The sequence below is a fragment of the Marinifilum sp. N1E240 genome (genome assembly GCF_009295825.1).
Lineage (GTDB): Bacteria > Bacteroidota > Bacteroidia > Bacteroidales > Marinifilaceae > Marinifilum_A > Marinifilum_A sediminis.
The window spans coordinates 1-24,206 of record NZ_WHKF01000012.1 but is presented as its reverse complement, the minus strand read 5'-3'; the positions used below and the strand labels follow the sequence as shown (position 1 = coordinate 24,206).

The 24,206-nt window shown below is 35.0% G+C and carries 19 protein-coding genes; 3 read left to right on the top strand and 16 right to left on the bottom strand.

What is annotated here, in order from left to right; translation table 11 throughout:
* Positions 1 to 84: 84 nt before the first annotated feature.
* The 4 genes from GCQ56_RS18455 to GCQ56_RS18440 all read right to left on the bottom strand — a co-directional run bounded on the left by GCQ56_RS18455 (position 85) and on the right by GCQ56_RS18440 (position 3,828).
* A complete protein-coding gene (locus GCQ56_RS18455; protein ID WP_152736014.1) occupies positions 85 to 1,101 on the bottom strand; it encodes a branched-chain amino acid aminotransferase in 1,017 nt (338 codons plus the stop codon).
* 112 nt (positions 1,102 to 1,213) lie between these two features.
* Positions 1,214 to 1,987, bottom strand: coding sequence for a DUF2797 domain-containing protein (locus GCQ56_RS18450; RefSeq protein WP_227006114.1), 774 nt, complete (start codon positions 1,985 to 1,987; stop codon positions 1,214 to 1,216).
* A 33-nt stretch (positions 1,988 to 2,020) separates the two neighbouring features.
* A complete protein-coding gene (locus tag GCQ56_RS18445) occupies positions 2,021 to 2,524 on the bottom strand; it encodes a TlpA disulfide reductase family protein (protein WP_152736012.1) in 504 nt (167 codons plus the stop codon).
* A gap of 47 nt (positions 2,525 to 2,571) precedes the next feature.
* Entirely contained in the window at positions 2,572 to 3,828 is a 1,257-nt protein-coding gene (locus GCQ56_RS18440; RefSeq protein ID WP_152736011.1) for a peptidase U32 family protein, read from the bottom strand.
* 484 nt (positions 3,829 to 4,312) lie between these two features.
* On the opposite strand from GCQ56_RS18440, the gene GCQ56_RS18435 reads away from it, so the two are divergent.
* Positions 4,313 to 5,587 carry a KamA family radical SAM protein gene (locus GCQ56_RS18435; protein WP_152736010.1) on the top strand — a complete coding sequence of 425 codons (1,275 nt, stop codon included), beginning with the start codon at positions 4,313 to 4,315 and terminating at the stop codon, positions 5,585 to 5,587.
* 156 nt (positions 5,588 to 5,743) lie between these two features.
* Here GCQ56_RS18435 and GCQ56_RS18430 read toward each other — a convergent pair whose 3' ends face one another.
* The 9 genes from GCQ56_RS18430 to GCQ56_RS18390 form a co-directional block, all read right to left on the bottom strand.
* A complete protein-coding gene (locus GCQ56_RS18430; protein ID WP_193323832.1) occupies positions 5,744 to 6,241 on the bottom strand; it encodes a thioredoxin family protein in 498 nt (165 codons plus the stop codon).
* A 69-nt stretch (positions 6,242 to 6,310) separates the two neighbouring features.
* Positions 6,311 to 7,894 carry a MutS-related protein gene (locus GCQ56_RS18425; RefSeq protein ID WP_152736008.1) on the bottom strand — a complete coding sequence of 528 codons (1,584 nt, stop codon included), beginning with the start codon at positions 7,892 to 7,894 and terminating at the stop codon, positions 6,311 to 6,313.
* A 205-nt stretch (positions 7,895 to 8,099) separates the two neighbouring features.
* Complete coding sequence (locus GCQ56_RS18420) at positions 8,100 to 8,441, bottom strand: hypothetical protein (protein ID WP_152736007.1); 342 nt, start codon at positions 8,439 to 8,441, stop codon at positions 8,100 to 8,102.
* Between the two features lie 248 nt (positions 8,442 to 8,689).
* Complete coding sequence (locus GCQ56_RS18415; protein ID WP_152736006.1) at positions 8,690 to 9,079, bottom strand: VOC family protein; 390 nt, start codon at positions 9,077 to 9,079, stop codon at positions 8,690 to 8,692.
* A 72-nt stretch (positions 9,080 to 9,151) separates the two neighbouring features.
* Complete coding sequence (locus GCQ56_RS18410) at positions 9,152 to 9,943, bottom strand: AraC family transcriptional regulator (protein ID WP_152736005.1); 792 nt, start codon at positions 9,941 to 9,943, stop codon at positions 9,152 to 9,154.
* A gap of 324 nt (positions 9,944 to 10,267) precedes the next feature.
* Entirely contained in the window at positions 10,268 to 12,589 is a 2,322-nt protein-coding gene (locus GCQ56_RS18405; RefSeq protein ID WP_152736004.1) for a TonB-dependent receptor, read from the bottom strand.
* Between the two features lie 762 nt (positions 12,590 to 13,351).
* The gene (locus tag GCQ56_RS18400) at positions 13,352 to 14,464 is read right to left on the bottom strand and encodes an AraC family transcriptional regulator (RefSeq protein WP_152736003.1); all 1,113 of its coding nucleotides are present in this window, start codon (positions 14,462 to 14,464) and stop codon (positions 13,352 to 13,354) included.
* A 113-nt stretch (positions 14,465 to 14,577) separates the two neighbouring features.
* Positions 14,578 to 15,363 (bottom strand): alpha/beta hydrolase, encoded by a 786-nt coding sequence (locus GCQ56_RS18395; RefSeq protein ID WP_152736002.1) that lies wholly within the window; start codon positions 15,361 to 15,363, stop codon positions 14,578 to 14,580.
* 120 nt (positions 15,364 to 15,483) lie between these two features.
* Entirely contained in the window at positions 15,484 to 16,260 is a 777-nt protein-coding gene (locus tag GCQ56_RS18390) for a LytTR family DNA-binding domain-containing protein (protein ID WP_152736001.1), read from the bottom strand.
* A 151-nt stretch (positions 16,261 to 16,411) separates the two neighbouring features.
* On the opposite strand from GCQ56_RS18390, the gene GCQ56_RS18385 reads away from it, so the two are divergent.
* Together GCQ56_RS18385 and GCQ56_RS18380 are read left to right on the top strand one after the other, a co-directional pair.
* Positions 16,412 to 16,819 (top strand): hypothetical protein, encoded by a 408-nt coding sequence (locus GCQ56_RS18385; protein ID WP_152736000.1) that lies wholly within the window; start codon positions 16,412 to 16,414, stop codon positions 16,817 to 16,819.
* Positions 16,820 to 17,045: 226 nt separating this feature from the next.
* Positions 17,046 to 18,935, top strand: a complete 1,890-nt coding sequence (locus GCQ56_RS18380) for a serine hydrolase (RefSeq protein WP_152735999.1) — start codon at positions 17,046 to 17,048, stop codon at positions 18,933 to 18,935.
* 246 nt (positions 18,936 to 19,181) lie between these two features.
* Here GCQ56_RS18380 and GCQ56_RS18375 read toward each other — a convergent pair whose 3' ends face one another.
* The 3 genes from GCQ56_RS18375 to GCQ56_RS18365 form a co-directional block, all read right to left on the bottom strand.
* A complete protein-coding gene (locus GCQ56_RS18375) occupies positions 19,182 to 20,123 on the bottom strand; it encodes a hypothetical protein (RefSeq protein ID WP_152735998.1) in 942 nt (313 codons plus the stop codon).
* A gap of 313 nt (positions 20,124 to 20,436) precedes the next feature.
* Positions 20,437 to 21,900 (bottom strand): thioredoxin family protein, encoded by a 1,464-nt coding sequence (locus GCQ56_RS18370; protein ID WP_152735997.1) that lies wholly within the window; start codon positions 21,898 to 21,900, stop codon positions 20,437 to 20,439.
* A gap of 229 nt (positions 21,901 to 22,129) precedes the next feature.
* On the bottom strand, positions 22,130 to 23,077 hold the full coding sequence (locus GCQ56_RS18365) for a carboxypeptidase-like regulatory domain-containing protein (protein WP_152735996.1): 948 nt from the start codon (positions 23,075 to 23,077) through the stop codon (positions 22,130 to 22,132).
* Positions 23,078 to 24,206: the final 1,129 nt, after the last annotated feature.

The following is a 24,206-nucleotide window of genomic DNA, read 5'->3' as shown; positions in this document are numbered from 1 at the left end:
CAAACAAAATACTTACAACTAAAAAAGCATCAAGTACTAACCTTGATGCTTTTTCTATATTATCAAAGGAATAATAATTATCGATTAAAACTCGATAATTGTATTCCAATTGTGTTTGTCTTCAATAGTTCCGTACTGAATTCCACGAAGTGTTTCATACAATTTGAAACTTGTCTTACCAGCCTCATCACCGTAGAAATAATCAATTTTATTATCTGCGTCAACAATCTTACGAATTGGAGAAATTACAGCAGCAGTACCACAAGCACCAGCTTCCGTAAAGTCAGCCAATTCTTCAACAGTAATTGGTCTACGCTCTACAGTCATACCCATATCTTCAGCGATCTGACACAAACTTTTGTTTGTTATAGAAGGTAAAATTGAGTTTGATTTTGGAGTTACATACGAGTTATCCTTAATTCCAAAGAAGTTAGCAGGTCCACACTCGTCAATATATTTCTTTTCCTTAGCGTCTAAGAATAGTACTGCAGAAAATCCCTCATCGTGTGCACGTGTTCCTCCTCTTAAAGATGAAGCATAGTTACCACCAACTTTGATAGTACCTGTTCCCTGTGGAGCAGCACGATCGTACTCACGATAAATTACATAGTCAGTTGGTTTGAAACCTTCTTTGAAATAAGGTCCTACCGGCATTACGAATACAGCAAATGTGTATTCCGGCGCTGGGTTGACACCAACTTGTGCACCATTACCAAAAAGAACTGGACGAATATAAAGAGAAGCACCCGATTCGTAAGGAGGAACCCATCTTTCGTTTAATTTGATTGCCTTAGTTACAGCTTCTTCAAACAATTCAAGAGGCATTTCAGCCATCATAATACCATTAGAAGAATTCTGAAGACGTTTTCCGTTCTCATCGATGCGAAATACTCTTACCTTTCCATCAGGACCTTTAAATGCTTTTAAACCTTCGAATGCCTGCTGTCCGTAATGTAAGCCAGTAGCTGCAATGTGCACATTAACCTGATCAGAAGAAGAAACTTCTAATTCTCCCCATTTTCCATCACGATAGTGACAACGAACATTGTAATCGGTTTTAGTGTAACCAAAACCAAATTCTTTCCAGTCTATGTTTTCCATTTTCAGATATGAATTTAGCGATTAGTGTTTTGTTTTTATTTAAGTATAAAAGATATAAGGCAAATGTATCAAGAAATTTGATCTTTTTGCCTACAATTTTACTCTTTTTTACCTATTCTGCTTTCAATTCGATTAAATATCCGCTATGTTTTCGAATATTTATAACTTGTCCTCCTTCAAAAATAAGGTATTGCCCCTTAATTCCTTTTAAAACTCCGGTATACTCACTGACTTTCTCAAAACCAAAGCTTTTGATCTTATCAAGAGTTTCGGTAACTGGGAAAGCAATCTTGTAAACCTCATCCTCATTACTGAGATACTGCTTCAACTCAGGATGCAATAGATCTGCTGCCTTGTTCTTCTCAGCCAGCAAATCAATATCCGTATGATTTTCTTGCTTCAGCATCTCTCTCCAATTGGTTTTATCAGAAAAATGCTCCTTTAAAGCCACCTCAATAACCCCTGCAATATGTCTGTTTGGTGTTTTTGCCAATTTTATAGCCCTGGTAGCTCCCTGATCCATCCAACGAGTTGGAACCTGAGACTCCCTGGTCACTCCCACTTTTAAATTACCTGAATAAGCCAAATATACATAGTGAGGCTTCAAAGAATTCTCCTTAGCCCACTCCATATCCCGGGATATTCCTAAATAGGACAAATCCAATTCCGGACGAACAATGCTTGGATCGGTTTGTGGAAGCGTAGTGAAACAAGAGTAACAGTATCCTTGCGAGAAAGAAGTTTTGGTTTTCTTTCCACAATAAATACAATTTATCTGTCCCAAATATTTAAAACTTATTTCTTTTCCAATCAACGAGTTCATATCAACTAATTCATCACCAATAGGCAATTTATAGTCAACATTCTCCCCTAAATGGGTATACATTTTTCTAATATTTCCCTGCATTCTGTTCGTCTGTTACAAGTTTTCCTGAATGGTTTTGATCATGTGACCCAACTCTTTTTGATCGAATCCCACACCTTGCCAAACAATTTTTCCACTCTTATCAACGATAAAGTTACGAGGAATGTATTGACTCGCAAATTTTGAATAAACCTCACGTTTAGGATCTGGTGCTATTGGGAAAGTAAAACCTTTCTTCTTGTTCCATTTCAACAACTGCTCTTTTGTGTGCTCACGACCAATGGAAACCATCACAAAATTTTCATTCTTGAATTTAGGCCATAACTGAGACTCAACTTCTGGCAATTCTTTCATACAAGGTCCGCACCAGGTTGCAAAAAAGTTAATCAGTACAACTTTGCCCTTTAAGTCAGCAATTGCTATCTCTTTTCCATCAAGAGTTGTGACTTTAAATTCTGGAACATTGTCTCCATTTTTCAACAAAGAACCTTTGTAGTCGTTAGCAAACAAAGTTGATACTGCGATTAACGCAACTAGTGTAAAGAGTAATTTTTTCATATTTTCTATTGATAAGAGACGCACGACCGTGCGTCTGTACATTTTGTTTATTGAATTAGATCATTGGTCACTTCAACCACTTTGTAAAGTTTATCCGATCGACGAATCATTGTATCCAAAGCAATAGAGAAACTATCCCCTTTAACAGCTTTTTCAACTGGTTTTAAATCAACACGAATTTCTTTAATTGTAGTTTCAACAACTCCCGTAGTTGGTCCGGTAATTAAAATCTCATCACCAACTTTTAACTCGTTAGATTCCAATTGGAATTCAGCCACTTTAATTTTGGTAAAATAGTTGGTTCCTTTACCAATTAGCATTTTACGCTTGGTCGCTCGATTTCCATATTTCGAACTCCACTCTCCTAGTTTTTGCCCCAAATAATATCCATTCCAGAACCCTCGGTTAAAAACCGTTGAAAGCTTTTCCATCCAGGTATCTATCTTCTCCTCATCGTAAGTTCCATCCAAATAAGCATCAACAGCCTCACTATACGAAGAAACAACTGTTTTTACATATTCCGGAGAGCGAGCTCTACCTTCAAATTTAAGAACACGAACCCCTGCATCAATTAACTTATTTAAAAAGCCAATGGTACACAAATCCTGAGGCGACATGATAAATTCATTGTCAATCTCCAACTCGTTTCCTGATTCCTTTTCGATAACTGTATACGCCTTACGACAGGTTTGCATGCAAGCACCACGATTTGCCGAAGCATTTTTCTCATGCAAACTCAAATAGCATTTTCCTGAAACCGCCATGCAAAGCGCACCGTGTGCAAACATCTCAATTTGAACCAATTCACCCTTTGGTCCGCGAATGTCCTGCTCTAAAATCTGATCGTAAATTCCTTTTACCTGATTTAGATTCAATTCCCTTGCAAGCACAACAACATCGGCAAACTGTGAATAAAACTTAACTGCTTCAATATTGGTAATATTGCATTGTGTAGAGATGTGAACTTCAACATCGATCGATCGTGCATACATGATTGCCGAAACATCGGAAGCAATAATGGCAGTAACACCACTCTTCTTTGCTGCATCAACAATCTTATACATTAATTTAATATCATGATCGAACAAAACCGTATTAACAGTCAAGTAAGATTTCATGTTATTCTCTTTACAAATTGAGGCAATCTTGCGTAGATCTTCAAAGGTAAAATTGTTCGCCGATCTGGAACGCATATTCAATTGCTCAATTCCAAAATATATCGAATTGGCTCCTCCTTGAACGGCAGCCATTAATGATTCATATGAACCTACTGGTGCCATTAACTCTATCTCACTTCTTTTCATTAAATAAATATCGAAATGCTAAAAAAATTTTATTTAGAATACACGAAATACCTGTTAAATAAGGATTTTACAAGCCGTGCATCTTCTGTCTGATCCTCAGCAAAAGTAATCTTTATGAGTCATTCCTGCAAAACAAATAAGAAGGTCTGAAAAGTTAAATCCTTAACACTGCACATTTTATATAGGCATTCCCCCCTTGTTTAAGAGATTTAAAAAATATACTTTTGTGCCACAGCTATTTGATACACTGGGATAATAGCCTTCCTTTTACAGCTGACTATGAACAGTTTATATGGAAAATATCCCATTTTTTCCTTAATTTTATATAAGGAATCCTAATTGTAGCCTATGACTCGCACGAGTTTTCACCAATTTCGTTGCTACCATATCCTAATAGCTTGATTTTGAATAAACGAATTACAACTAAAGCAATCGTTTTCACAACTCGATTGTATGTTAAAACATCAAAACCGGATATTAGCCTATGAAGTATAGAGCTTACACATTGAAGACCTTTAAGAAAATCCCTCAAATCAGTAGATTGAGTGAAGAGCAGATTTTTGACATCGAGGTAGTTGGAGAGGTTCTTCCATTTAAAGCAAATAACTATGTAGTTGATGAGTTAATTGATTGGGATAATTTTGAAAATGATCCAATTTTCATCCTAACATTTCCTCAAAAAGATATGTTATCGGCCAAGCATTACGATCGCATGGCTGAATTAATCAAGAGTGGTGCATCTCGCCCGGAAATTACCAAAGCTGCCAATCAAATCAGGATGGATTTAAATCCAAACCCTGCCGGACAGGTTCATAATGTTCCCGAACTGAATGGAGAGAAATTGGTTGGTATTCAACACAAATACAATGAAACCATGCTATTTTTCCCAACTCAGGGACAAACTTGTCATGCGTATTGTACTTTTTGTTTCCGTTGGCCTCAATTTACAGGAATCGATGAATTGAAGTTTGCCATGAAACAAGTTGATTTGGTGATTGCTTACTTAAGAGAAAATCCACAAATTACAGATTTACTGTTTACGGGTGGAGATCCAATGGTAATGAAATCGAAAATGTTTGAGAACTATATCGATGCAATTCTTGCGGCTGATATTCCAAACTTGAAAACCATTCGTATTGGTACCAAAACATTAGGATACTGGCCATACCGTTACACATCGGATGATGATGCTCAACAATTATTGGATGTATTCCAAAAGATTGCTGACAACGGATTGAATTTGTCTATTATGGCACATTTCAACCACATTAACGAAATGAGTACCGAAGCTGTAGCCCAAGCCGTTAAAAACATTCGTGCAACAGGTGCTGTTATCAGAACTCAGTCGCCACTAATGAAGCATTTGAATGATGATGCGGATATGTGGGCTCGCATGTGGAGAAAACAAGTAGATATGGGAATGATTCCTTACTACATGTTTATTGCTCGCGAAACGGGTGCTCAGGAATATTTTGCGATTACTTTAGAAGAAGCATGGAACATCTTCCGTAAAGCTTATTCTCAGGTAAGTGGTGTTTGCCGTACCGTTCGTGGACCTAGTATGTCAGCTAATCCTGGTAAAGTACAAGTTGCTGGTATCACCGAAATTAATGGCGAAAAAGTATTTGTTCTAAACTTTATTCAGGGAAGAAAATCAGACTGGGTAGGACAACCATTCTTTGCCAAATACGATCCAAAAGCACTTTGGTTAGATGATTTAAAACCTGCTTTCACGGATAAATTTATGTACGAAGAATAAAACGCGTAAGCGATTTAATGATATTTAAAATTAGACCTGTCAATTAACTGATGGGTCTTTTTGTTTTATGAACATCTAACAATCGAAAAGTCAATCGTTTAATTTTCCATGATCTATTATTTGAACCCAATGCCAGGGGTTTGAGGTTAGGAACTTTTATTTCAAAAGCTGCATTACCTCATCATAAGAATGTGGCAATTTCTTTTGCAGAACTTTTTTATTGCGATCGACCAGGAAAAATACAGGAATACCACCTGTATAGATTTTTTCTCCTTTAAAGTTAGCCGATAAAAATTGTCGAATGCCAATGGATTGGAAACTGCCTTTGTCTGGTCCTAAAAAATCGAGGAACCAGGAACTGTTGCTTAAACCACTTGCTCCTACCAAAGAATCTACCTCTACCCTGTTTTTACTAGCTGCTATTAATATCAACTGATACTCTTCAGAGTTAATGTCTTTCATGAGCTTGGGTAATGTTTCTGATAAGCTTTTGCGGCAACCACTGCACCATGTGGTCCATACATACACTAATGTTTTATCTTTTTCCGTAATCAATTGAGAAAATTTTTGCGTGTCAATTACGCGATTCTCATCTACAGACTTTGTACATGAAAAGGAAATCAGTAATAGAAATGTAAACAGTAGGTATCTCATGCTAGCTAAGCTTATAAGCATAAGTTACAACTTGTAATTGAGTTGGAAAAGATTTTTTAGCTACAGATTTTAGGATGATTTATTATCAAGTGTTTTTGATAGAGCAATTGCCTCATCGATTAAATCATTGGGATAATTGTTAATTTGAAGAATCCGTATGGCATTTCGATTGAGTAGCTTTCCTTCCTTAAGTTTGTAATCAAAATCAACATTGTTCTCGTTTACCAATTCACTAAAATGAAACAATTCATACTCTTGTTGTAATAAGTCTGTCAATTCAATATCGTGAGTTGATACAAACACAATATTGTTTCGATTTGCTAATGATGAAAGAACAGCCTTTCCTGCCGAAATTCTCTCTATCGTATTGGTTCCCTTAAATATTTCATCCAATAGAAACAGATTTGGCTTGCCGTTCGCACTATTATCAATCATGTCTTTAATGGTGAGCACTTCCTCGAAATAATAGCTTTTATCATTCAACAAATCGTCGCTAATGCGTATTGCTGAGAATATCCGTACTCTCGGAAGGGTCATTTGTTCGGCAAAACAGGTATTAATAGTTAATCCACATAAGGTATTTATACCAATGGCTCGTATGAAAGAGGTTTTTCCTGACATATTAGAACCAGTAAGCAATATCGATTTATCGGAAAGCTGTATGCTATTGGGAACACAATTGTAGATTAAAGGATGACATACCCCTGTTGCAGAAAAATTCGATTCGCTTATTTTGGGCAGACAGTAAGTATCTAATCCTTTTCGCAGTGACGCAATAGAAAGCAAGATATCCACCTCTCCAACATATGAGAACACCTTCTCAATCTCTATTCTCTTGCGATCTAAACGGTCTAAAATACCAAACAATAGCAATGGCTCCAGAATAAAAGTAATTTTGAATAACTCCAATAAAAACCAAAATACCGCTTCCATTTCGCTTTGCAAATGAGCATCCAACCTAAAAAATGACATTCTGTTCCGAACCTGATTCAAAATTCGAATGGAATCATCCAATTTTGGATCAATATCAGTAAATAGTTTTTCCTTATTGAGATTAACAGCTACCTTATGTAAGCGCAATAGTTGTGGTATGGAACCCAAATACTTGTATAGATTTCTCTTATTCCAATAATGGATGATAAGATTGACAATGAATACCGTAAAAAATACAAAAAATAGTTGTGGATTAAAGGGAAATAAAAGTAAGGACAATAGACTGGTGAATGAAAGCAAGCGAATAACAAAAAACCACTTGGGAGGCTTGGCGTACTCTTCCTGAAATAAAGTTGAAACGTAATAAACATCGTTCTTGCATAGCTTATCGAGCTGTAATTGTGTACGAATCCTTAATTCCGAATCCTCAGACAGTGCTTGTATGATCTTTTCTTTACGATCGATACCATCAGAATTATTCGGCAAAACACGTAATTTGTTGTACAAACACTGCTGCCCAATTTTAGAGGTTGTCCTATCCAGAAACATAAACAGCTCTTCAAAATCAAGATCGGAACAAGTTTTATCCGATAGCTCCTGAAAAGAACCTGAATTATCCTTATCCCTGAAATATTTTTCGATTAGCTCGAAATTGTATTCTTCATCTTTTAACTTCCCAAATGATGCCTTAAAGTGCTCTATTTTGTTCTTTTTCCGCATGAAATATTTCTATCTGCTGTTGTTATGGTTCAATTGTGATCAGCAATTTAGCTGAGATTTTTTCCAAAACAAAACCACAGAGTGCATTTCATTATAATTAACAATGATTAATAGCAAATTAAAAAAGGTGCCGAAAAGCCGACACCTTACCCCACCGATTACAAATAAGTAGTATGCTATTTGAAACTACATATTCACATTGATTTTATCTTCTTCTCTTCGATTCCATTTTTTCTTTATACTCCGCATATTCTTTGAACTGCTCCTCACTAAGAATCTCTTCCATTTGCTTCATCTTATCCGTTTGCATTTCTTTCATTTTAGTGCGATCAGGACGCCCACCTTGAAGCATTTCTTGGATCTCCTTTGTAAAATCACCATTCACCTCTTTCACCTCTTTTACCTGAGAATCACTTAAATCCAAATTTTCAATCATCCAGTTGGTTTCCTTTTCAATCATTGCCTTAGGATCACGGCGCTGTGCCATTGTCAAATTAATTGAGCCAAAAATCATAAGAGCCAGAACTACAAATTTTAATTTTTTCATTGTGTATTGAATTGATATGAATAAAATATGCTTACAAGCAGCATTCACCATTATTTTGATGATAGCAGTTCGACTCTTAAATATTGAAAAGGTTTAATTACTGGTCAGAACTATTTCTGAGCTGAATTTGATTCGAAACCTGTGAATATCCCTAAATCCCCTAAAGGGGAATTTCCTAAGTTTGCTAATAGTAAGCCCCTTTAGGAATTTAGGGTGAATTGATACAAAAGAAGCCTCTCCCTGTCTGGCTATTCATTAATCTCAACACAATTTCCCTCGCAATCCAAAACAACACTTTCGTAATATCCGTCGCCAGTGGTTCTGGGCTCACCTGCTATTTCATAAGAATCTTTACGAAGGCGCTCTGTGAGTTCATCTACCTTTTGCTTACTGCCAAGCGAAATTGCAAAATGAGCCAATCCCAGTGCACTCGATCTTCCGCACATCGCATAACTTACATTTATGCTGTGCATTAATTCCAACCTGCTCGAAGATTCTTCGAAGCTGAGAAAATAGGAAGTAAATCCTTTTTTAGGATTGTGATATTTATCGCTGACCTGCATGTTAAAATACTTTGTATAAAAGTCTTTCATTGCTTCCAAATCTCTGGTCCAGATTGCCAAATGTTCTATTCTCATGTCTATTGATTTTTGATTTCGAAAGACAAAGCTATAGCAGATCAAGTTGGGAGAATTGTATATTTTAAGCAGCTAGAACAATCTGAAATTGTAATTTATGATTTTGGTATCCTCATCGGCAGATTGAATGAGCGATTGATAGGTAGATGGAGTGCAATTGAGGAACAATTTGAATTCACGAATGAAGTGCGCCTGATCGAAATAACCGGAATCTACTCCAATGCTGGTCAATTGATCCTCGCTATCGATTAGTTTACAAAGTGATTTTCTGAATTTTACCAATCGTTCAAACTTTTTGGTACTAAGCCCTGTTATCTGCCTAAACTTTCGGTTAAGCGTCGTATAATTAGTTCCATTCAGCTTGCAATATTCTTCTATCGAAAGAGAATCATCGCTCCACCGGGCTGTTTGATAATATTCTTTTAAGATTTTTATTTTTTGATGTGCAGCCTCATCGTACAATTCTTCAAGCAACAGATAAACCTCGTTCAATAATACCTCATCTTTATCCACACTAAAGCTATAATTCTCGGGAAGTGATACCTCAATCATTTCATTCAGTAAATCTTTTCCTTCATAACTTAGAAAAGGATACATACCAAAGGGATAAAACCGAATCCCCATTAGCTTTGTTCCTGCAGGATAGTGTACACAATTGGTCTGCAAACTGATTCCTTCAACAATCATCTTGTTTACAGTTTTACCATTTCGATTGTAATTGGATCCTTCCAAAGGAACAATAAGCTGCAGGTACTGACTTGGTGGTACAATCACATCACTTGGTTCATCACCTGTCTCCAATATCCAAATCCGTTCTATTAAATCGGAATATTGCTTTGGTTGATATGTTCGAATGGCTAGCATTTGTATGCTAAGATACTTTGTTTTTAATAAACCTCACCCCGATCCTCTCCTTGAGGAGAGGGAGAAATATTATAGAAAACCCCTAAATCCCCTAAAGGGGACTTTCGCTAGCATCCAGACATTAAGCCCCTTTAGGGGTTTAGGGTGAAATGATTAATTGATTTTAATTTAAGATTCTTTCCCTTGTAGGGAAAGTGCCAACAGTCGAGAGGGTGCAGAAGAAACAAATCCTCAACTTAGCCCTCTCCTCAGGAAAAATGAGAGAAAATAAATAGGGAACAGCTACGCTATTCCCTATTCAAATTTTCATTGATTACTAATAAGTTAAAAAGAAATTTTATAACTCAGATTTGGTATCATTAATGCCTCTCTATCCTCTTTAACTTCTCCCGTTTTAATGTTGTATTTGTGTCCGTGAAAGCCTTCGTAACCCGTTAGGTTTAGTATTTTAAGCGACAGTCTATGACTTGTTTTCTTTTTGTTCCAAGTGTAGTTAATTGTTGCATGAACTACTGTTGAGGCATCGGTTTGCATGTTAAATGGTACTGTTTCATCGTATTCAACATCCTTAGCTATTGAAGAGGCAATTTCATCAATTTTTGAAAACCTTTCTCCTCCCTGAATGGATAATCTAAGGTTAAAGCTCAAAGCATTTTGTTTCTGATCGCCCATTAAGAACTCTTTTCCTATCAAAGCATTGAAAAGATACTTTTTATTGTAGCGTGTATTGAACCAATCGGAGTTGGCTGTTTTGTATTGTGATTTAAAAAGTGATCCTGATAGTAAATAGTAGAATCCTTTGTGCATGTATTGCTCTAAAGTCAGATCAATACCATAGTTTCTGCCTTTACCAGTATTGGTATAAGTATCGGTTAAAAACCAATCTCCTTGTAAGTTCAATAGTGATTCGTTGCTATTGTTTGCAATAGGCACATCGTACAATTCCTGATAGTAAGGTTCTATTTTCACATGTAGCTTTTCGCTGATATTCCAATCGTAGCCCAAAACAAAGTGATGCGATTTGGTAAAATCAAGATCCTTATTACTCTTACCATTTGAAGGTTTAATAAAATAAACCTGCAAGGGCTCCAGTCTACTATGCAATCCATATCCAAAACTAAAGCTATTTCTATCGTTTAGCTGATATTTCACGCCCAAACGTGGCTCAATGGTAGACTTATTATTCAGAGTAAACAGCTGACTATTCAAGCCAAAATTAAACTTTAGCTTTTTCCCTGAAATTGTAAAGTTGGTGTAAGCCGATGCCAAATAGCTAAAGCCATTTTCATCGCTAATGCTTTGCAATGTTTTGTTTTCATCGGCTTCTTGAATATCCAGATCGTAGCCCATTCCACGCAACGAAACTCCTGTCCTATTAGATAAACGCTCTGAAAATCTCCTGTTATAATACGATTTAAACTCTATATTGTATTTGGTGTTTTTTACTATGTTTTCCGCTTGAAGAACTTCATTCTCATCCAACCTATCGGTAAACATATCAATACCTTCGGTGGTAAAAGCCAGTGTTGAATTCAGATAAGCCGAATTCTTAAATCGTAACTTGTGATTTAAACCAATGGCTCCCATATACTGCTTTACATCCCCAACTTCAATATCCTGGTAATATTCGCGCTTAGCAACATCCTTTTCCAGTTTTGAATCCGACTCATCGATTAAGCCTATTCCCCAAAGAGAAAATGTACCCAACTTTTGGTTTGGAAAGTTGAGCTTAAAAGATAAATCCTGATATTTCGTACCATCGGCGTCTTCGGGTAACATAGATGGAATTAGTGCCAAAGTAGAATACCTGTAATTTACCAGATACGATCCGTTGTTCTTTGTTAAAGGTCCTTCCGAAGCAAAACCAATTCCAATTAATCCAGCTTCAAAACTGTGCTGATAATCACTTGTATTTCCTGTTCGCATTTTAATATCGAATACCCCAGCCAGTGCATTGTTGTATTCCGAAGGAAAAGCTCCTGTCATAAAATCGGAATTCGCCAGAACACTCGAACTTAATGCCGTTAAACCACCTCCTCCAAAACTGTTTAAATTGGCAAAATGGTTTGGGTTAGGAATCTCAATCCCTTCAATCTTCCATTGTAAGAATTTAGGCGCATTACCACGAACAATTATTGAATTATCCTCGCCATTGCCACTCGCAACACCTGCAAATGATGATGCCAATCTGGCTGGATCATCAAAACCACCTGCATACCTACTGCCTTCTTCAATGCTTAACATTCGTGCACTTACCGATGCGATCGCATTAATAGGCTCTTGCTTGTTTATTTTGGGTGCAACAACAATTTCGCCCAAAGTAGAAAACGATGGATTTAATTTAATATCTAGCTGAACTTCTTTGGCTGAATTTACGACAACATCTAGTATTTGTAATGATTCATACCCAATGTAAGAAACCTCTATATTCACCCTTCCAACAGGAACGTTTTTAAGCTCAAAATTTCCATCGATATCACTCGTTCCACCAATTATCGGATCCGTATCCTTAATATGAATATTGGCAAAAGCCAAAGGTTCTTCTGTATCCTTACTTACAATTTTTCCCTTTACTGTTTGTGTGAATTCTTGTGCTTGCAGATTTACACAAATCAAAATCAAAAGAATCGTCTTTAAAATCTTCATACGTATTGCTGTTTTTATTTGTATTAATCAACAATACTCGAAAAATGAAGCCAAGCATTTTTATCAAATGAAATAAGATAAATAGAAAGCACTTTAGAAATTTCATGAGCATTGATGATTTGTTGCAAACCAACAATACTTTGCTATTTAAATGGGCATTTTTTATAAAGTAGTACACCTAAAACAGGTTCGCATTTATCGAAGCGAACTTTTATTTCAACGATTATTTGATCAATATTGTCTGATCGCCTATCGTATACCGCGGTACGATGTACCTTAAGGTTTAAGATCTATTATTTGCTATAAAAACTACAGTGCTACGCACCTTTGCTTCTTTTGTACTATTCCCGAGCCACAGAGTGGCGAAGTATTTATAGAACAATACGGGCAATGAAAATCAAGCTGCAGAGCAGCGCGGTATTCATTTGCATAATTATCAAATTGATCTGTATTCAGAATCCCAACGAATTTGAATTGATCTTAAAATATCATTTAAATAATAATACTTCTTATTTCATCTTTTATACCACGCTGAGATGCACCTTGAATTTTGAGGTTAATTATATGCTATAAAGACTTCGGTGCTACGCACCTTTTCTACTTCAATACCAATACTAACAAAGCACTATGCTACCCACCTTAAATTTCTTCCATATTCAGCCACAGTGTGGCCTAGTATTTATAGCACCATTGAAATAAAGCTGCAGAGCAGCGCGGTATCTTTAGAACAATAAACAGCTCTCTATCATTCCTAAATTCCAACTACAAATTGCTATTCGACACTTTTTTGAATAAAGAAGGCGTCATTCCTGTCTGTTTTTTAAAAACCGTATTAAAAGCAGTTTTGGAGTTAAAGCCTGAGTCATATGCTATACCAATTATTGAAATGTTCTTGTATGCTTCACTCAAGAGAAGACTCTTGGCTTCTTCTACCCTGTAGTAATTCACAAACTGAAAGAAATTTTTATTGAAGCCTTCATTTAAGAGATAAGACAAATGATGCGGTGTAATCTTTAACAAATCTGCCAATTTCGATAAACTTAAATCTCCTTCTAAATATGGTTTTTCATCTTTCATTAGTATTTCAAGCTTATCGCTTAAAACAATTATTTCCTTATCAGATAAAAGCTTCTGTTTGGTTTTTTGCTCTTTGTCCTTTTCTTCCAACACCTTTTCCAACTCTTCTTCGCTAATCAAAAATATCTCTTTCTGTTTTAAGGTATTATATGCCAAATACAAAAGTATCATCAATGAGAAGCCATTACCAACTATGTTTAAATTGCCTTCACTTTCAATTAAGTTGTAAACAATAATAAAAATGCTGATGGCAACAAGTGAATGGATAATTTGTTTGATCCATTTTAAATCAACCAACTCCCGATTTGAGTTAAAAAGTTCAATTCTTTTTTCATGTTTATGCAAAAGCTGTAAAGAAGCCAGAATATAAAAAGAAGCTTGAATCAACAGCAATACCGCAAATAGGTGATTGGGATTAAGTCCTTCTTCAATTTCTATATTGGATGTGTAAGCAATGGTCACTATAATAGGAACTATTAAGTGAAATAAATCAGCTCTTTTAAGTTTTCGATATGGGTTTGTAAAGTACAAAACACTATAATAAAAGAGAACTGCACAAAAGGTTTGTATTACATGTAAAGCTTCAATAAAAAAAGGTGAATAACTTTTTATTCCAATCAGTCCAAACAACTCATCCGTCCAAAAACTCCCCCAAATTAGCAAGAAACAAGCGAGTAGTATATTTGCTTTACGATTTACTTTTAAAAGGTTAACAATTAACAAAAAAGATAGTAAGAATAAGGATCCTACTATCACGATAATGATAAATGAGTTTAGTGGGTCTAGTACATGTTCCATTAACAACAAATGTAATTATTCTTAGATAAATAATAACCCTTAAAAAGAAAAGGGAACAGCAAAATGCCATTCCCAAATCAAGTCTGTGTATTTATATAAACTAATCCTAACTACTATTTTATGCGATTTAAAAAATCCGTAATAGCTGCCCAATACTCTTCTCCTCCCTGCTGATTTTTCCAGAGCGCTCTTGACCCATGATGTCCCGCACCTTCAGGAATAAATTGAACTTGCTTTTCCCTTAATTTATGCTTTTCCAATAGCGCCTCAACATACTTTGCTTCCGACTTAGAAGAAGTCAGGAACATTGGCTTCTCGAATCCTTCCAGTTTTTCTATTAATGAGCCCTTTTTATCCGCTAAATAGTTACCCGGGCTAAAGGATATCACCGCGGCTACTTCGTCCTTCTCAACGGCTAAATACAATGCCAAAGTCGATGAATAAGATGATCCCCAAAGAATAACTTTATCAGAATAATTCTTTTTGATGTAATTGAGTGCAGCAACTATATCAACCTCTGCATCTACATAATCAACACCTTTTCCCGCCTTTAAAGCGCTTAGGTAAGTCTCGTTTTGTGTATCACCAATGGGTCCACCCGATCGCTGATCGATAGCCAGGCAATTGAATCCCATTTCATTCAGACGCTCGACTGTACCTGCATATTCAAACTTGTTAAAGCGTGCCTGGTGGCAAAGCAATATGAATGGCGATGTATCATCTATTTGATACAAGTTTCCTGTAATGAGTACAGAATCAACAGATGGAAACTCTACCAACTTAGGATATTGGGCTTCCTGCTCTATTTGAGCATTTGCAACATTGCTATCTTTTTGCTTTGGCTGACAAGCCAGTAAAGATGCCGCTAATAAAAGCAGTAAAATGGGGAACTTATTCATTGGGTTTAATTTAGTGTGTATGTATATGATGTTTCAATTTAAGAATACCCTATGGGAAAATGAATTTAATTTTTAGAATTTACTCTTAATCCCCTGTAGAAGTTTGAGTTGATTGACTTGCTATATTAATTTGACATTACTATTCAACAGCTCCTTTACTTCCTTTCTATAGCTTCTGCCAATATTTAACCGTATATCATCAACTAAAACCTCATCAAGAGAACGTTCCCTGATTCTATCAGTATTAATTATAAATGAACGGTGAATTCTTAAAAAATTGTTGGGTAACCTTTCCGATAGTCGACTTATTTTCTCCTTGCTTGTAATTTCTTTGTAGATGGTAATTACCTTGATATGATTGGATAAACTTTCAATGTAGACAATATCTTCATATGGTATTTTGGTCATTTTCCGGTTCGACATTATTTCAAGAAAAGATTTCTTCAATTTCTCCTTTTCGTCCAAAAGTTGATGAATGACCTGGTGGTTCTCATTTATTTGATTTATCATTATTAGAAACGCCCCAACAAATACCAACAAATACAATACAACTGCTAAAAGCATAGGTCGTGCATCCGGACCCAAACTTTGATAATTCAGATTTTCCAGATAGACATAAGTAAAAACCAAAACTAACAATTCGAGGTAAACAGATATAATAGCCGTACAAAAAGTATAAAATGCAAACCTCCCATATCTTTTAGAAAAGTAAAACCTTGGTACCAGTACATAGTTGAAAAAATAGGAGCTTCCAATAACAATTGGAAAAATCATGCTTATAAATAAAAAGGCTGTAATTTTGTTTTCCCAGGAAAATCCAAAAGCTCGGATCAACACGAGCAATGCAAAAATCCAATAAGCAATATGTAAATGAATATTTTTCGATTTTTTATGCATTTTATTTAATTATTTGGGGCTAATTTCGGCAAAGCTATCGTTATTACCATTTTAAGTAGACAAACAACCGCTTAAGAAACGGATTCGACCTTGATGGTTTTGCTTATCTCACATAATTTGGCAGAAGTGTTAATCGCAAATTTAATTATTTATGAAAGATTTATTTATTAGGGGAGGATCTTTTTTTATGGGGGTTCTTACACTTTTATTAATTATTACAATTGCCTGGATTATTTATCATTTCATTCTTGCTTACAGTTCCAAACAAACAGATAAAGCAGATTTTTTACGAAAGCTTGGATATGGAAAATCAATGGGCTTATTTGCCCTGGTTACTGGAATTTTGGGTCAGATGTTTGGATTCTCTACTATGTTTTTATTATTAGAAGAAGGAATGGTAAAATCAATTGATTATGCGCAATCAGCAATATTTAGAGGACTAGAATCTACTGTAATAGTAACCATTTACGGAAGCCTTATTTATCTTTTATCACTTCTGCTGTGGTTTGTTGCAAAAGCACTGATTGCAAAAACACTGCACCCCCAGGAATCCACTTAAACTTGTTAACTGGCCTTGCTTATTAGCTGCTATTGAAAAGCTGCAGGTAAGTTTTCAATCGTCTTAACATTATTAAGCAAAGAACTTAGGATCTAAATTATAGCTTGCCTTGATCCGACCTAGGTCAATAGTTCAAATCTAATTTTCAATACATCAGTATGCGTTCTCGGTTTGTAAACCGATAGGCATCTTACACCCTAAACTTTAATATTCAAATCAAAAAATTATGAAACACTTACTCATTACATTTTTAATTTTATGTCCTTTATTTTCATTCGGGAATAAAATATATTCTCAAAATACAGATGCGCAAACATCTGATTTAAATGCCTGGATCGATTCTACATTTACAGAAAATATGAAATCCCTTAATATTGCGGGGGCTACTATCGTAGTCATGCAGGGCGACTCAATTCTTCACCTTAATGGCTATGGTGTAACTGATATTGAATCGAAAAAAGCGGTAGATGCTCACAGGTCCATATTTGGAGTAGGCTCTATTTCTAAAACCTTTGTAGCTACTGCTGTTATGAAACTATACGAAGATGAAAAATTAGAATTGGACAGGGATGTTAATAATTACCTTAAATCCTTTCAATTAAGTTATCCGTTCAATGATTCCATTACGGTAAGACATCTTTTAACCCATACCGCTGGTTTTGATGATAATAACATAGCTACAATTGTTCATTCTGAGGATAAGGTAATACCCCTAGCTCAATATATAAAAACCCGTATGTCGCCACAGATACGCCCCTCTGGCAAGGCTATAGCCTACTCAAACAATGGCTATGCATTACTGGGGCTTATTGTTGAAGAAGTATCAGGCATGCCTTTTCATCAGTATGTAAAAGAAAATGTTTTGAATCCTCTGGAAATGAATCATAGTGGATTTAGAAGACAAGTAGAACTCGAAGAAGACTATGCGACCAGTTACTTAAAAAAGGGCGAGCAACTGATTCCATACAAGACTGCTTTCCACCATTTCTATCCTGCGGGCTCATTTCGTTCTACAGCTGCTGACATGGGGCACTATATAGCTATGTGGCTGAATAGTGGTTTTTTTAATGAAACTCAATTTTTAGATTCCTCCACAGTTTCTAAAATGCATAATACTGGATTTAAGCAGTACGAAAAAGCTAATTATGGTTGGCTATTAGGCTTTACGGAATCACAATGGTACGGAGAGAGAACGGTATGGCATACTGGAGGTATTCAGGGGTTTAGAAGTCAATTAACATTGATGCCTGAAAGAAATATTGGTGTGTTTATTAGTGTTAATTCATCGAATACAAAGCAGCAGAAAAGCCGAATATTTATGAACCAGTTTACTTATGATTTATTTGCACGATTAATGCCCGATTGCATGGTACAAAAAGCAAGACCGACCATTACAAGCAAGGCAGGGCGTGTCGATGAACCATTAGAATTATTTAGCGGTGCATATAGGTATATACGGTATGCTCACACAACATTGGATAAAATAAGCGTTTTATTTGGAATAGTTCCTGAAATTCATGTGGTATCAAAAGATAGTACGCTTGAAATAGTAGAATGGCAAGATAAACTTGTTCCTATATCTGATTTAACATTCCGTGGTAAATGGGACAGACACTTGGCATTTGGCAAGAACAAAAAAGGCGATATATCTTATTTCTTTACCGATGCTCATGCTTATGAGAAGTTAAAATGGTACGAACCCCTTAAATTTCAAAGAATATGGATTGGTAGTATTCTTCTTATTCTATTGATTTACATAATTACAAGTGGCATAGGTAAACTATTTGTAAGTAATCGAGAAAGGCACTTGCTTAAAAAAGTCAATTTCTCGCTGGCTGCTTTAGTTGTCGTATTTGTTGTAGTATTTGCTTACGCTTTATTTACTATCGACCCTATGCAATTCTTCATTGATATCCCTATGCTCTTTAAAACAGCATTAGTGTTACCTTTTTTAATTATTCCATTGGAGCTTGTTACCATCTATTTATTGACAAAGGCTATTCGATTTAAAGAGCTGAGAACTTTCGATTTGGTATATCAATCGATTATTGCTGTTGCAGTTCTGGTTTTTATTCCCTGGTTAATGTATTATAATTTAATTGGATTTAATTATTAAGAAATGGACATAACACCCATAAACCTATGATATAAAAAATCTCACCCATATCCTGTAGGAGAAAGTCCCGATTGAAATGAAAGAGTTGAGATAAGTAAAACAAAGCCTTAAAAGTTTTCCATTGACAAACTTTTAAGGCTTTGTAGTCATCTAATTATATGGGGATGCGCAACGCTTACTTTCTTGACAGTAATAAGTTATTCATAGGTTTCAACTTTTAAAGCATCTCCAAGCTCATAAAGATTCTTATTCTATAAAAATATCTTCTGAATTCGGTTTCATGTAAACATCATTATTTTTGAAATCAAATAGCATATTGAAATTCCTAAAAAATTTATTTCCAATCATTCCTGCATATTTGCTTGAATTTTTAGAATTATACATTTTCATTGCAACGATAAAATTGTTTTTCAACGATACACTCCCAACTTGCAACTTATTCGGCATTATAATAGCCAATTTTATTTTCCGATTGGGCGTAAACTTTGTGGTATCCTTCAACAGAAATCTATCGGATCTTGCCACAAAGCTTTCCACTTCAGGACGATTTCTATTTATAAAAATGGCATTTGGCGCTCCCAAATCAAGCAAAAAGTCTCCTTTTAATTCTTCCTTGCTATTTAAAGTATCGTAAACTATCAAACTTGTATTTATATAAAGCCCTTTTGTTTTTTCATCCGATTTTGCCTTAAATTTTATAAAACCAGAACTCAGGTTTTCCAGATCTTTATCAACAATCATATAACTATCTCTGATATTTAATTCAATGGCACCAGCTAAATCACGTATCGGGTAAATGATATCGTAATCTTTCCAGGATTTTACAGTCGAAAAATCGGCAACTAAGGCATCAAAAACCTTTTGTTTACCATTCACCTTAACAGTGTCTTTTATGAAGTATAAAATTTTGATTTTGGTTTGATTCCCCCATAAAGCAATTTTGGCATCTTCCGATGCTTTTTCAGTTTGCAAGTTTGATAATCTATTTTGAGCGAAGGATTGACTAATCACAATTTTAGGAAAGCCTGTTTCTAAAAACACCTTTGCTTTTAATGAATCATTTAACTCCCATTCAGAACTCAAATGCCCCGATTTTATCTCTAATGGTAATTTTATTTCTTGCCCTAACAGTGATGTCCATACTAAAAGCAGAAAAGAACTTACCAAGAGAATTGATTTTGCATTCATTGTATTTGTGTTTATGTATTACATATCAGCCAGAGTTAATAGCCTTTATGTTTTAATTCCCAATATTACTGATACCTCGTCTTACATAATCAACATTTTTCCTTGCTGAAACATATTAACCACATATAAAATCAACATTGTAAATAAAATACCTCCTATTCCAACTATTAATTCAAAGTTCATTTATCTGATTATTAGAACTGTTCTTCTTTATTACCTTAACGGATCGGCTATATTGCCGATACTTTAATCAAGGTTATTTAGTTCGAAATCATCACGAAAATGCCCATTATACAGGTTTTGTTATGGCACCTTATTCATTTATTAACTTAATTAATTCACTTTTTTCTAAATGTAAATCACTGTTTCCTCTTAATGTTCCCAATTTGTCAAATATCGAATAGTGAGGAATTCCATCTATGCTCAGGATCTTTGTTAAATCGCGACTTTGTTCTTTATCTAAACAATAATGAATTCCTTCGAGCTTATGGATGTTCACTAAATTAGTCCATCGTTCACTGTCAGCTGAAGCATTAAGACAGAAGAAGATAAATATTATTTTCTGGTCTTTTAAATCCGTGATTAACTGTTTTGTTTTTGGAAAATTGGCGATGCAAGGTCCACAATAAGTTCCCCAACAATCTAGAACTATAATATTATCCTTATATGATTCTTTAATGGAATCTAAAATTGTTTTAATCGACTGTCCTTTTGTGTTATCTGCAAAAACAATTGATTTTGATCCGCTTGTAAGTCTTCTTTTTGTTGAATTATAAAATTGGTCTAAATTTTCAAAAATAAAATCAGTTGATATTTCACTCTTTTTTGTTGCAATAAAATATTCATATGGTTTTAAATTACCCGTACTTATTTTTGACGATAACCAATAAGACAAAACAAGTTCTTTTGTAAATTCTCCTTTGGAATGGTTAATAATTTCTTCAATTGTTACAGAATCCTTTTTTAATTCAGTTACTTTCGATTGATTGAATAATTCGCTATTCTCTTCATCTATTATTGGTTTTATAGATCCAAAATAGTATTGTGCTATAAATAAATTTAAACTTTTTGTAGCTGTAAGCATATCTCTTTTTATAGGTAATAACTTCTCTTGGAATCGATAAAAGTTTCCTTTTAATTCTAGTTCGTTTCGGTAAATTGGATACCAATACATATTACTATAATACATCGGATTTACATGCCACTTTATCCAATTTTCTACTTCTAAATTCGAGTTATTCTCTTGGATGAACTGCTCGCATTTTTGCATTGACTTAGACCTTAAACTATCCATGAAGGATACAAAATCCTCTTCGTTTTTTGTGTCTCTTGCTTCTGCAAGCTCCTCACTCTTTATTGAATTTGATCTAAACTGTTTTTGAAATTTTATTATTTGTCTGTTTTCCGTAGCTCGTTGACCATTTATAGATATGGTTTTCCAAAAGTCAGGAACATTAGAAACTAATTCAATTTGAATACTGTCTCCTGGATGTGCAAGAATTATAAAATATGCTTTATTTATGGATATGCGTATATCACTAGGTATATTATTTATAGAAGAACAGGTAAAATTACCACAGCTATCAAACGTAATAGTCTCTCTTTTGTTTTCACCACATAATTTTGGGAAAGTGATTTCGCCCTCTGTTTTATTTGGCACATAATCTAATACCTTTCCTGTTATAGTAACTGGCTTTAGCAACTTATTCTCGATGGGAGTATTACATGAATACCAAAAAATAGAAGTGAGTAACAAAAGGATGTTTAATTTTTTCATGTAGTTTCTGTAGTTTAATAAGCCATAACTTGCCAGCAAGTGAATTTATTTTTAATATATCGTGATTAAAAGTGCACAATACCAAATCTACAAAAATACATTCAACAATATTGGTTTTTTATGTTTATACACATTATAAATACATGCATTAAAAAAGAGCTGATTTTGTTAGTTGCCAATTTCAATGCTCTTCAATTACTGCATTTTGAGAATATATAAATGACTCTGCTCATTCTTTACTGTTTACTGCTAGTTGATCATTGCTCACCGATAACGGTTCACTGTTTCGTTTCATCACCACATCCAACTTGTAAACGGATGGCTTCGCAATAAGTACTTTCTTTTTTACCTTCTCGTAATTCGTGCAGCTAAATTCAAGAGTGTGAATACCACCGGTGAGGTTCTTAATAAAATAATTGCCCTTTGTTCCACGTTTTACCATCGGCTTTTTCTTGTCAACCGCTACTCTTGGTCTATGAATTGGTTTGCCATCCGAATCAGTAATCCTTCCTGCCAAACAGATCTTTCTTCTGGCTATTTTATCAGATTTCAATACTCTTTCAAAACTTTTAATGAGATCATTATTATCCTTCTCGTACTTGCCCCTTACATAGGGAAGGATAACATCATTCAGTAAATTCTGATATTGCTTTAAACCATCCCGAATCTGTTTACTGGTATTCTTACAATTTTGATTGGTTCTCTTAGGCATATCCAACAACTCTTCAAAGCTGTCAATGCAGCCAATCAAGTCTTGTTTCAATACACAATCAACCTTAGCTTCCTTACTCTCAAGAGGATATTGATCGATAATTTCTTTTAGTTTTTCTGAATTTATTAGTAAATTTATTCCTGAATACTTGTAGAGCTGGTTCTTACCAAAGCCTTTTAAGGAAGCAAAAGGAGTAAATTCGTAGAAGTTTCCATAGCCTTTTAACAAATTGGCTACTTGTAAACAAACCGATTCCAGCTCTTGTCGGCTATGCTTTTTGCTAGTACTTTTTCTAGTCCTGATAAGGTTCTGATTTTTATAAAGTTTGTCGAGATGAGAGACAATTTGAATTAGTTTCTGATTCACTTTCTGATAGAAAGTATCGCTTTGTAAGCTTGGGTTTTCTGATCCAAACCTTACCAAGCGACCAGCTTGATCGAAGATTCGTTTTTGAGCTTTGTCCATTGTGTGTTATTTGAATAACTGGATTTATTTTAATTTGATGTATTACCTCATCTTTTTGTACACATACTTATGCATACAAATCGTCCACCCTTTCTCTTCAACACTCAACCTGCGCAAGCAAATCATCAGCTTTCGCTCAACAAACAAAGAATTTCGCTTCACAAACATCGACATGTTCTTATAAAAGCCATCCTTTCGCAACACATTCAACTACCTTCGCACCCTAAGGGTTTACCTCCGCGTTTTTCTCATGTACCTGCTCTTTTTCAATATAGCCTTATCCATTTCAAGCTGGTATCCATTCACCAATTGTCTACAATGTTTTTACTCTCTACTCTATCCTTTTTTTTCTCTCAGACACCCTTTCTTCTTCAGTCTATATCATAAATAAAATGGAAATTACCTTTTCTTATTCATCTGATACTCTATCACTAAGATAGTGATAAGTTCTAATAAATCTTACATACTATTCCTTAATTTCTAATGGTATTTCATCTGCTTACCCATTCTTTTCTCGAAGCCAAGCACTAATTTCATTCACTTCATCACCTATCGATAACGACAAAGAATACCATATCACATTTCCACAATACATTTCCTATCCGCCAACAGTCATTTCCGAATTAACATCATAGTTCGAACCAACTACATAGGACATTGGAAGGACAAGCTGCCTCCCTTTCTTTCTTATTTCCCTCTTTCAAACCAAAGGAGAAGGAGGAGACAATCTGGTTTAAGAACAAAACCAAAACAAGACCTCTTCCGTCGCAAACAAGCAAAGCATTTCAAATTAAGACAAGAGTTGCAACGGATTCCCATTTACCTCAAAACCCAGGGCGTTGCACTGGGCTATAAATATTCTGCCCCTACAGGGCATTCCTTAAAGCGGTGTTCCTTTCTCCTTAAGGAGAGGAAGAAATTACCAATAATAAAATCATACAAATGAACCTTCTCCATTCGGCATCATGAAAAAGATCATTAGAATTGAAGCAATGCCTTAGTAAGATCGGGAAGCTAAGAACTTGTTCGCAGATCGTTAGTTTGTATACTATAGATTAATAAGAGCATAATAAACTAGAATTAGTAATTTACTCTTGGAATAAAAGCTCCATCTGCTACGTTAACCTTG

Bases quoted from the DNA above. Each gene is read 5' to 3' on its own strand.
- GCQ56_RS18400 (WP_152736003.1), bottom strand. From the start codon at position 14,464: ATGGAACATGTACTAGACCCACTAAACTCATTTATCATTATCGTGATA.
- GCQ56_RS18435 (WP_152736010.1), top strand. From the start codon at position 4,313: ATGAAGTATAGAGCTTACACATTGAAGACCTTTAAGAAAATCCCTCAA.
- GCQ56_RS18380 (WP_152735999.1), top strand. From the start codon at position 17,046: ATGAAACACTTACTCATTACATTTTTAATTTTATGTCCTTTATTTTCA.
- GCQ56_RS18430 (WP_193323832.1), bottom strand. From the start codon at position 6,241: ATGAGATACCTACTGTTTACATTTCTATTACTGATTTCCTTTTCATGT.
- GCQ56_RS18385 (WP_152736000.1), top strand. From the start codon at position 16,412: ATGAAAGATTTATTTATTAGGGGAGGATCTTTTTTTATGGGGGTTCTT.
- GCQ56_RS18390 (WP_152736001.1), bottom strand. From the start codon at position 16,260: ATGCATAAAAAATCGAAAAATATTCATTTACATATTGCTTATTGGATT.
- GCQ56_RS18375 (WP_152735998.1), bottom strand. From the start codon at position 20,123: ATGAATGCAAAATCAATTCTCTTGGTAAGTTCTTTTCTGCTTTTAGTA.
- GCQ56_RS18420 (WP_152736007.1), bottom strand. From the start codon at position 8,441: ATGAAAAAATTAAAATTTGTAGTTCTGGCTCTTATGATTTTTGGCTCA.
- GCQ56_RS18415 (WP_152736006.1), bottom strand. From the start codon at position 9,079: ATGAGAATAGAACATTTGGCAATCTGGACCAGAGATTTGGAAGCAATG.
- GCQ56_RS18370 (WP_152735997.1), bottom strand. From the start codon at position 21,900: ATGAAAAAATTAAACATCCTTTTGTTACTCACTTCTATTTTTTGGTAT.
- GCQ56_RS18365 (WP_152735996.1), bottom strand. From the start codon at position 23,077: ATGGACAAAGCTCAAAAACGAATCTTCGATCAAGCTGGTCGCTTGGTA.
- GCQ56_RS18405 (WP_152736004.1), bottom strand. From the start codon at position 12,589: ATGAAGATTTTAAAGACGATTCTTTTGATTTTGATTTGTGTAAATCTG.
- GCQ56_RS18455 (WP_152736014.1), bottom strand. From the start codon at position 1,101: ATGGAAAACATAGACTGGAAAGAATTTGGTTTTGGTTACACTAAAACC.
- GCQ56_RS18395 (WP_152736002.1), bottom strand. From the start codon at position 15,363: ATGAATAAGTTCCCCATTTTACTGCTTTTATTAGCGGCATCTTTACTG.
- GCQ56_RS18440 (WP_152736011.1), bottom strand. From the start codon at position 3,828: ATGAAAAGAAGTGAGATAGAGTTAATGGCACCAGTAGGTTCATATGAA.
- GCQ56_RS18410 (WP_152736005.1), bottom strand. From the start codon at position 9,943: ATGCTAGCCATTCGAACATATCAACCAAAGCAATATTCCGATTTAATA.
- GCQ56_RS18445 (WP_152736012.1), bottom strand. From the start codon at position 2,524: ATGAAAAAATTACTCTTTACACTAGTTGCGTTAATCGCAGTATCAACT.
- GCQ56_RS18425 (WP_152736008.1), bottom strand. From the start codon at position 7,894: ATGCGGAAAAAGAACAAAATAGAGCACTTTAAGGCATCATTTGGGAAG.
- GCQ56_RS18450 (WP_227006114.1), bottom strand. From the start codon at position 1,987: ATGTATACCCATTTAGGGGAGAATGTTGACTATAAATTGCCTATTGGT.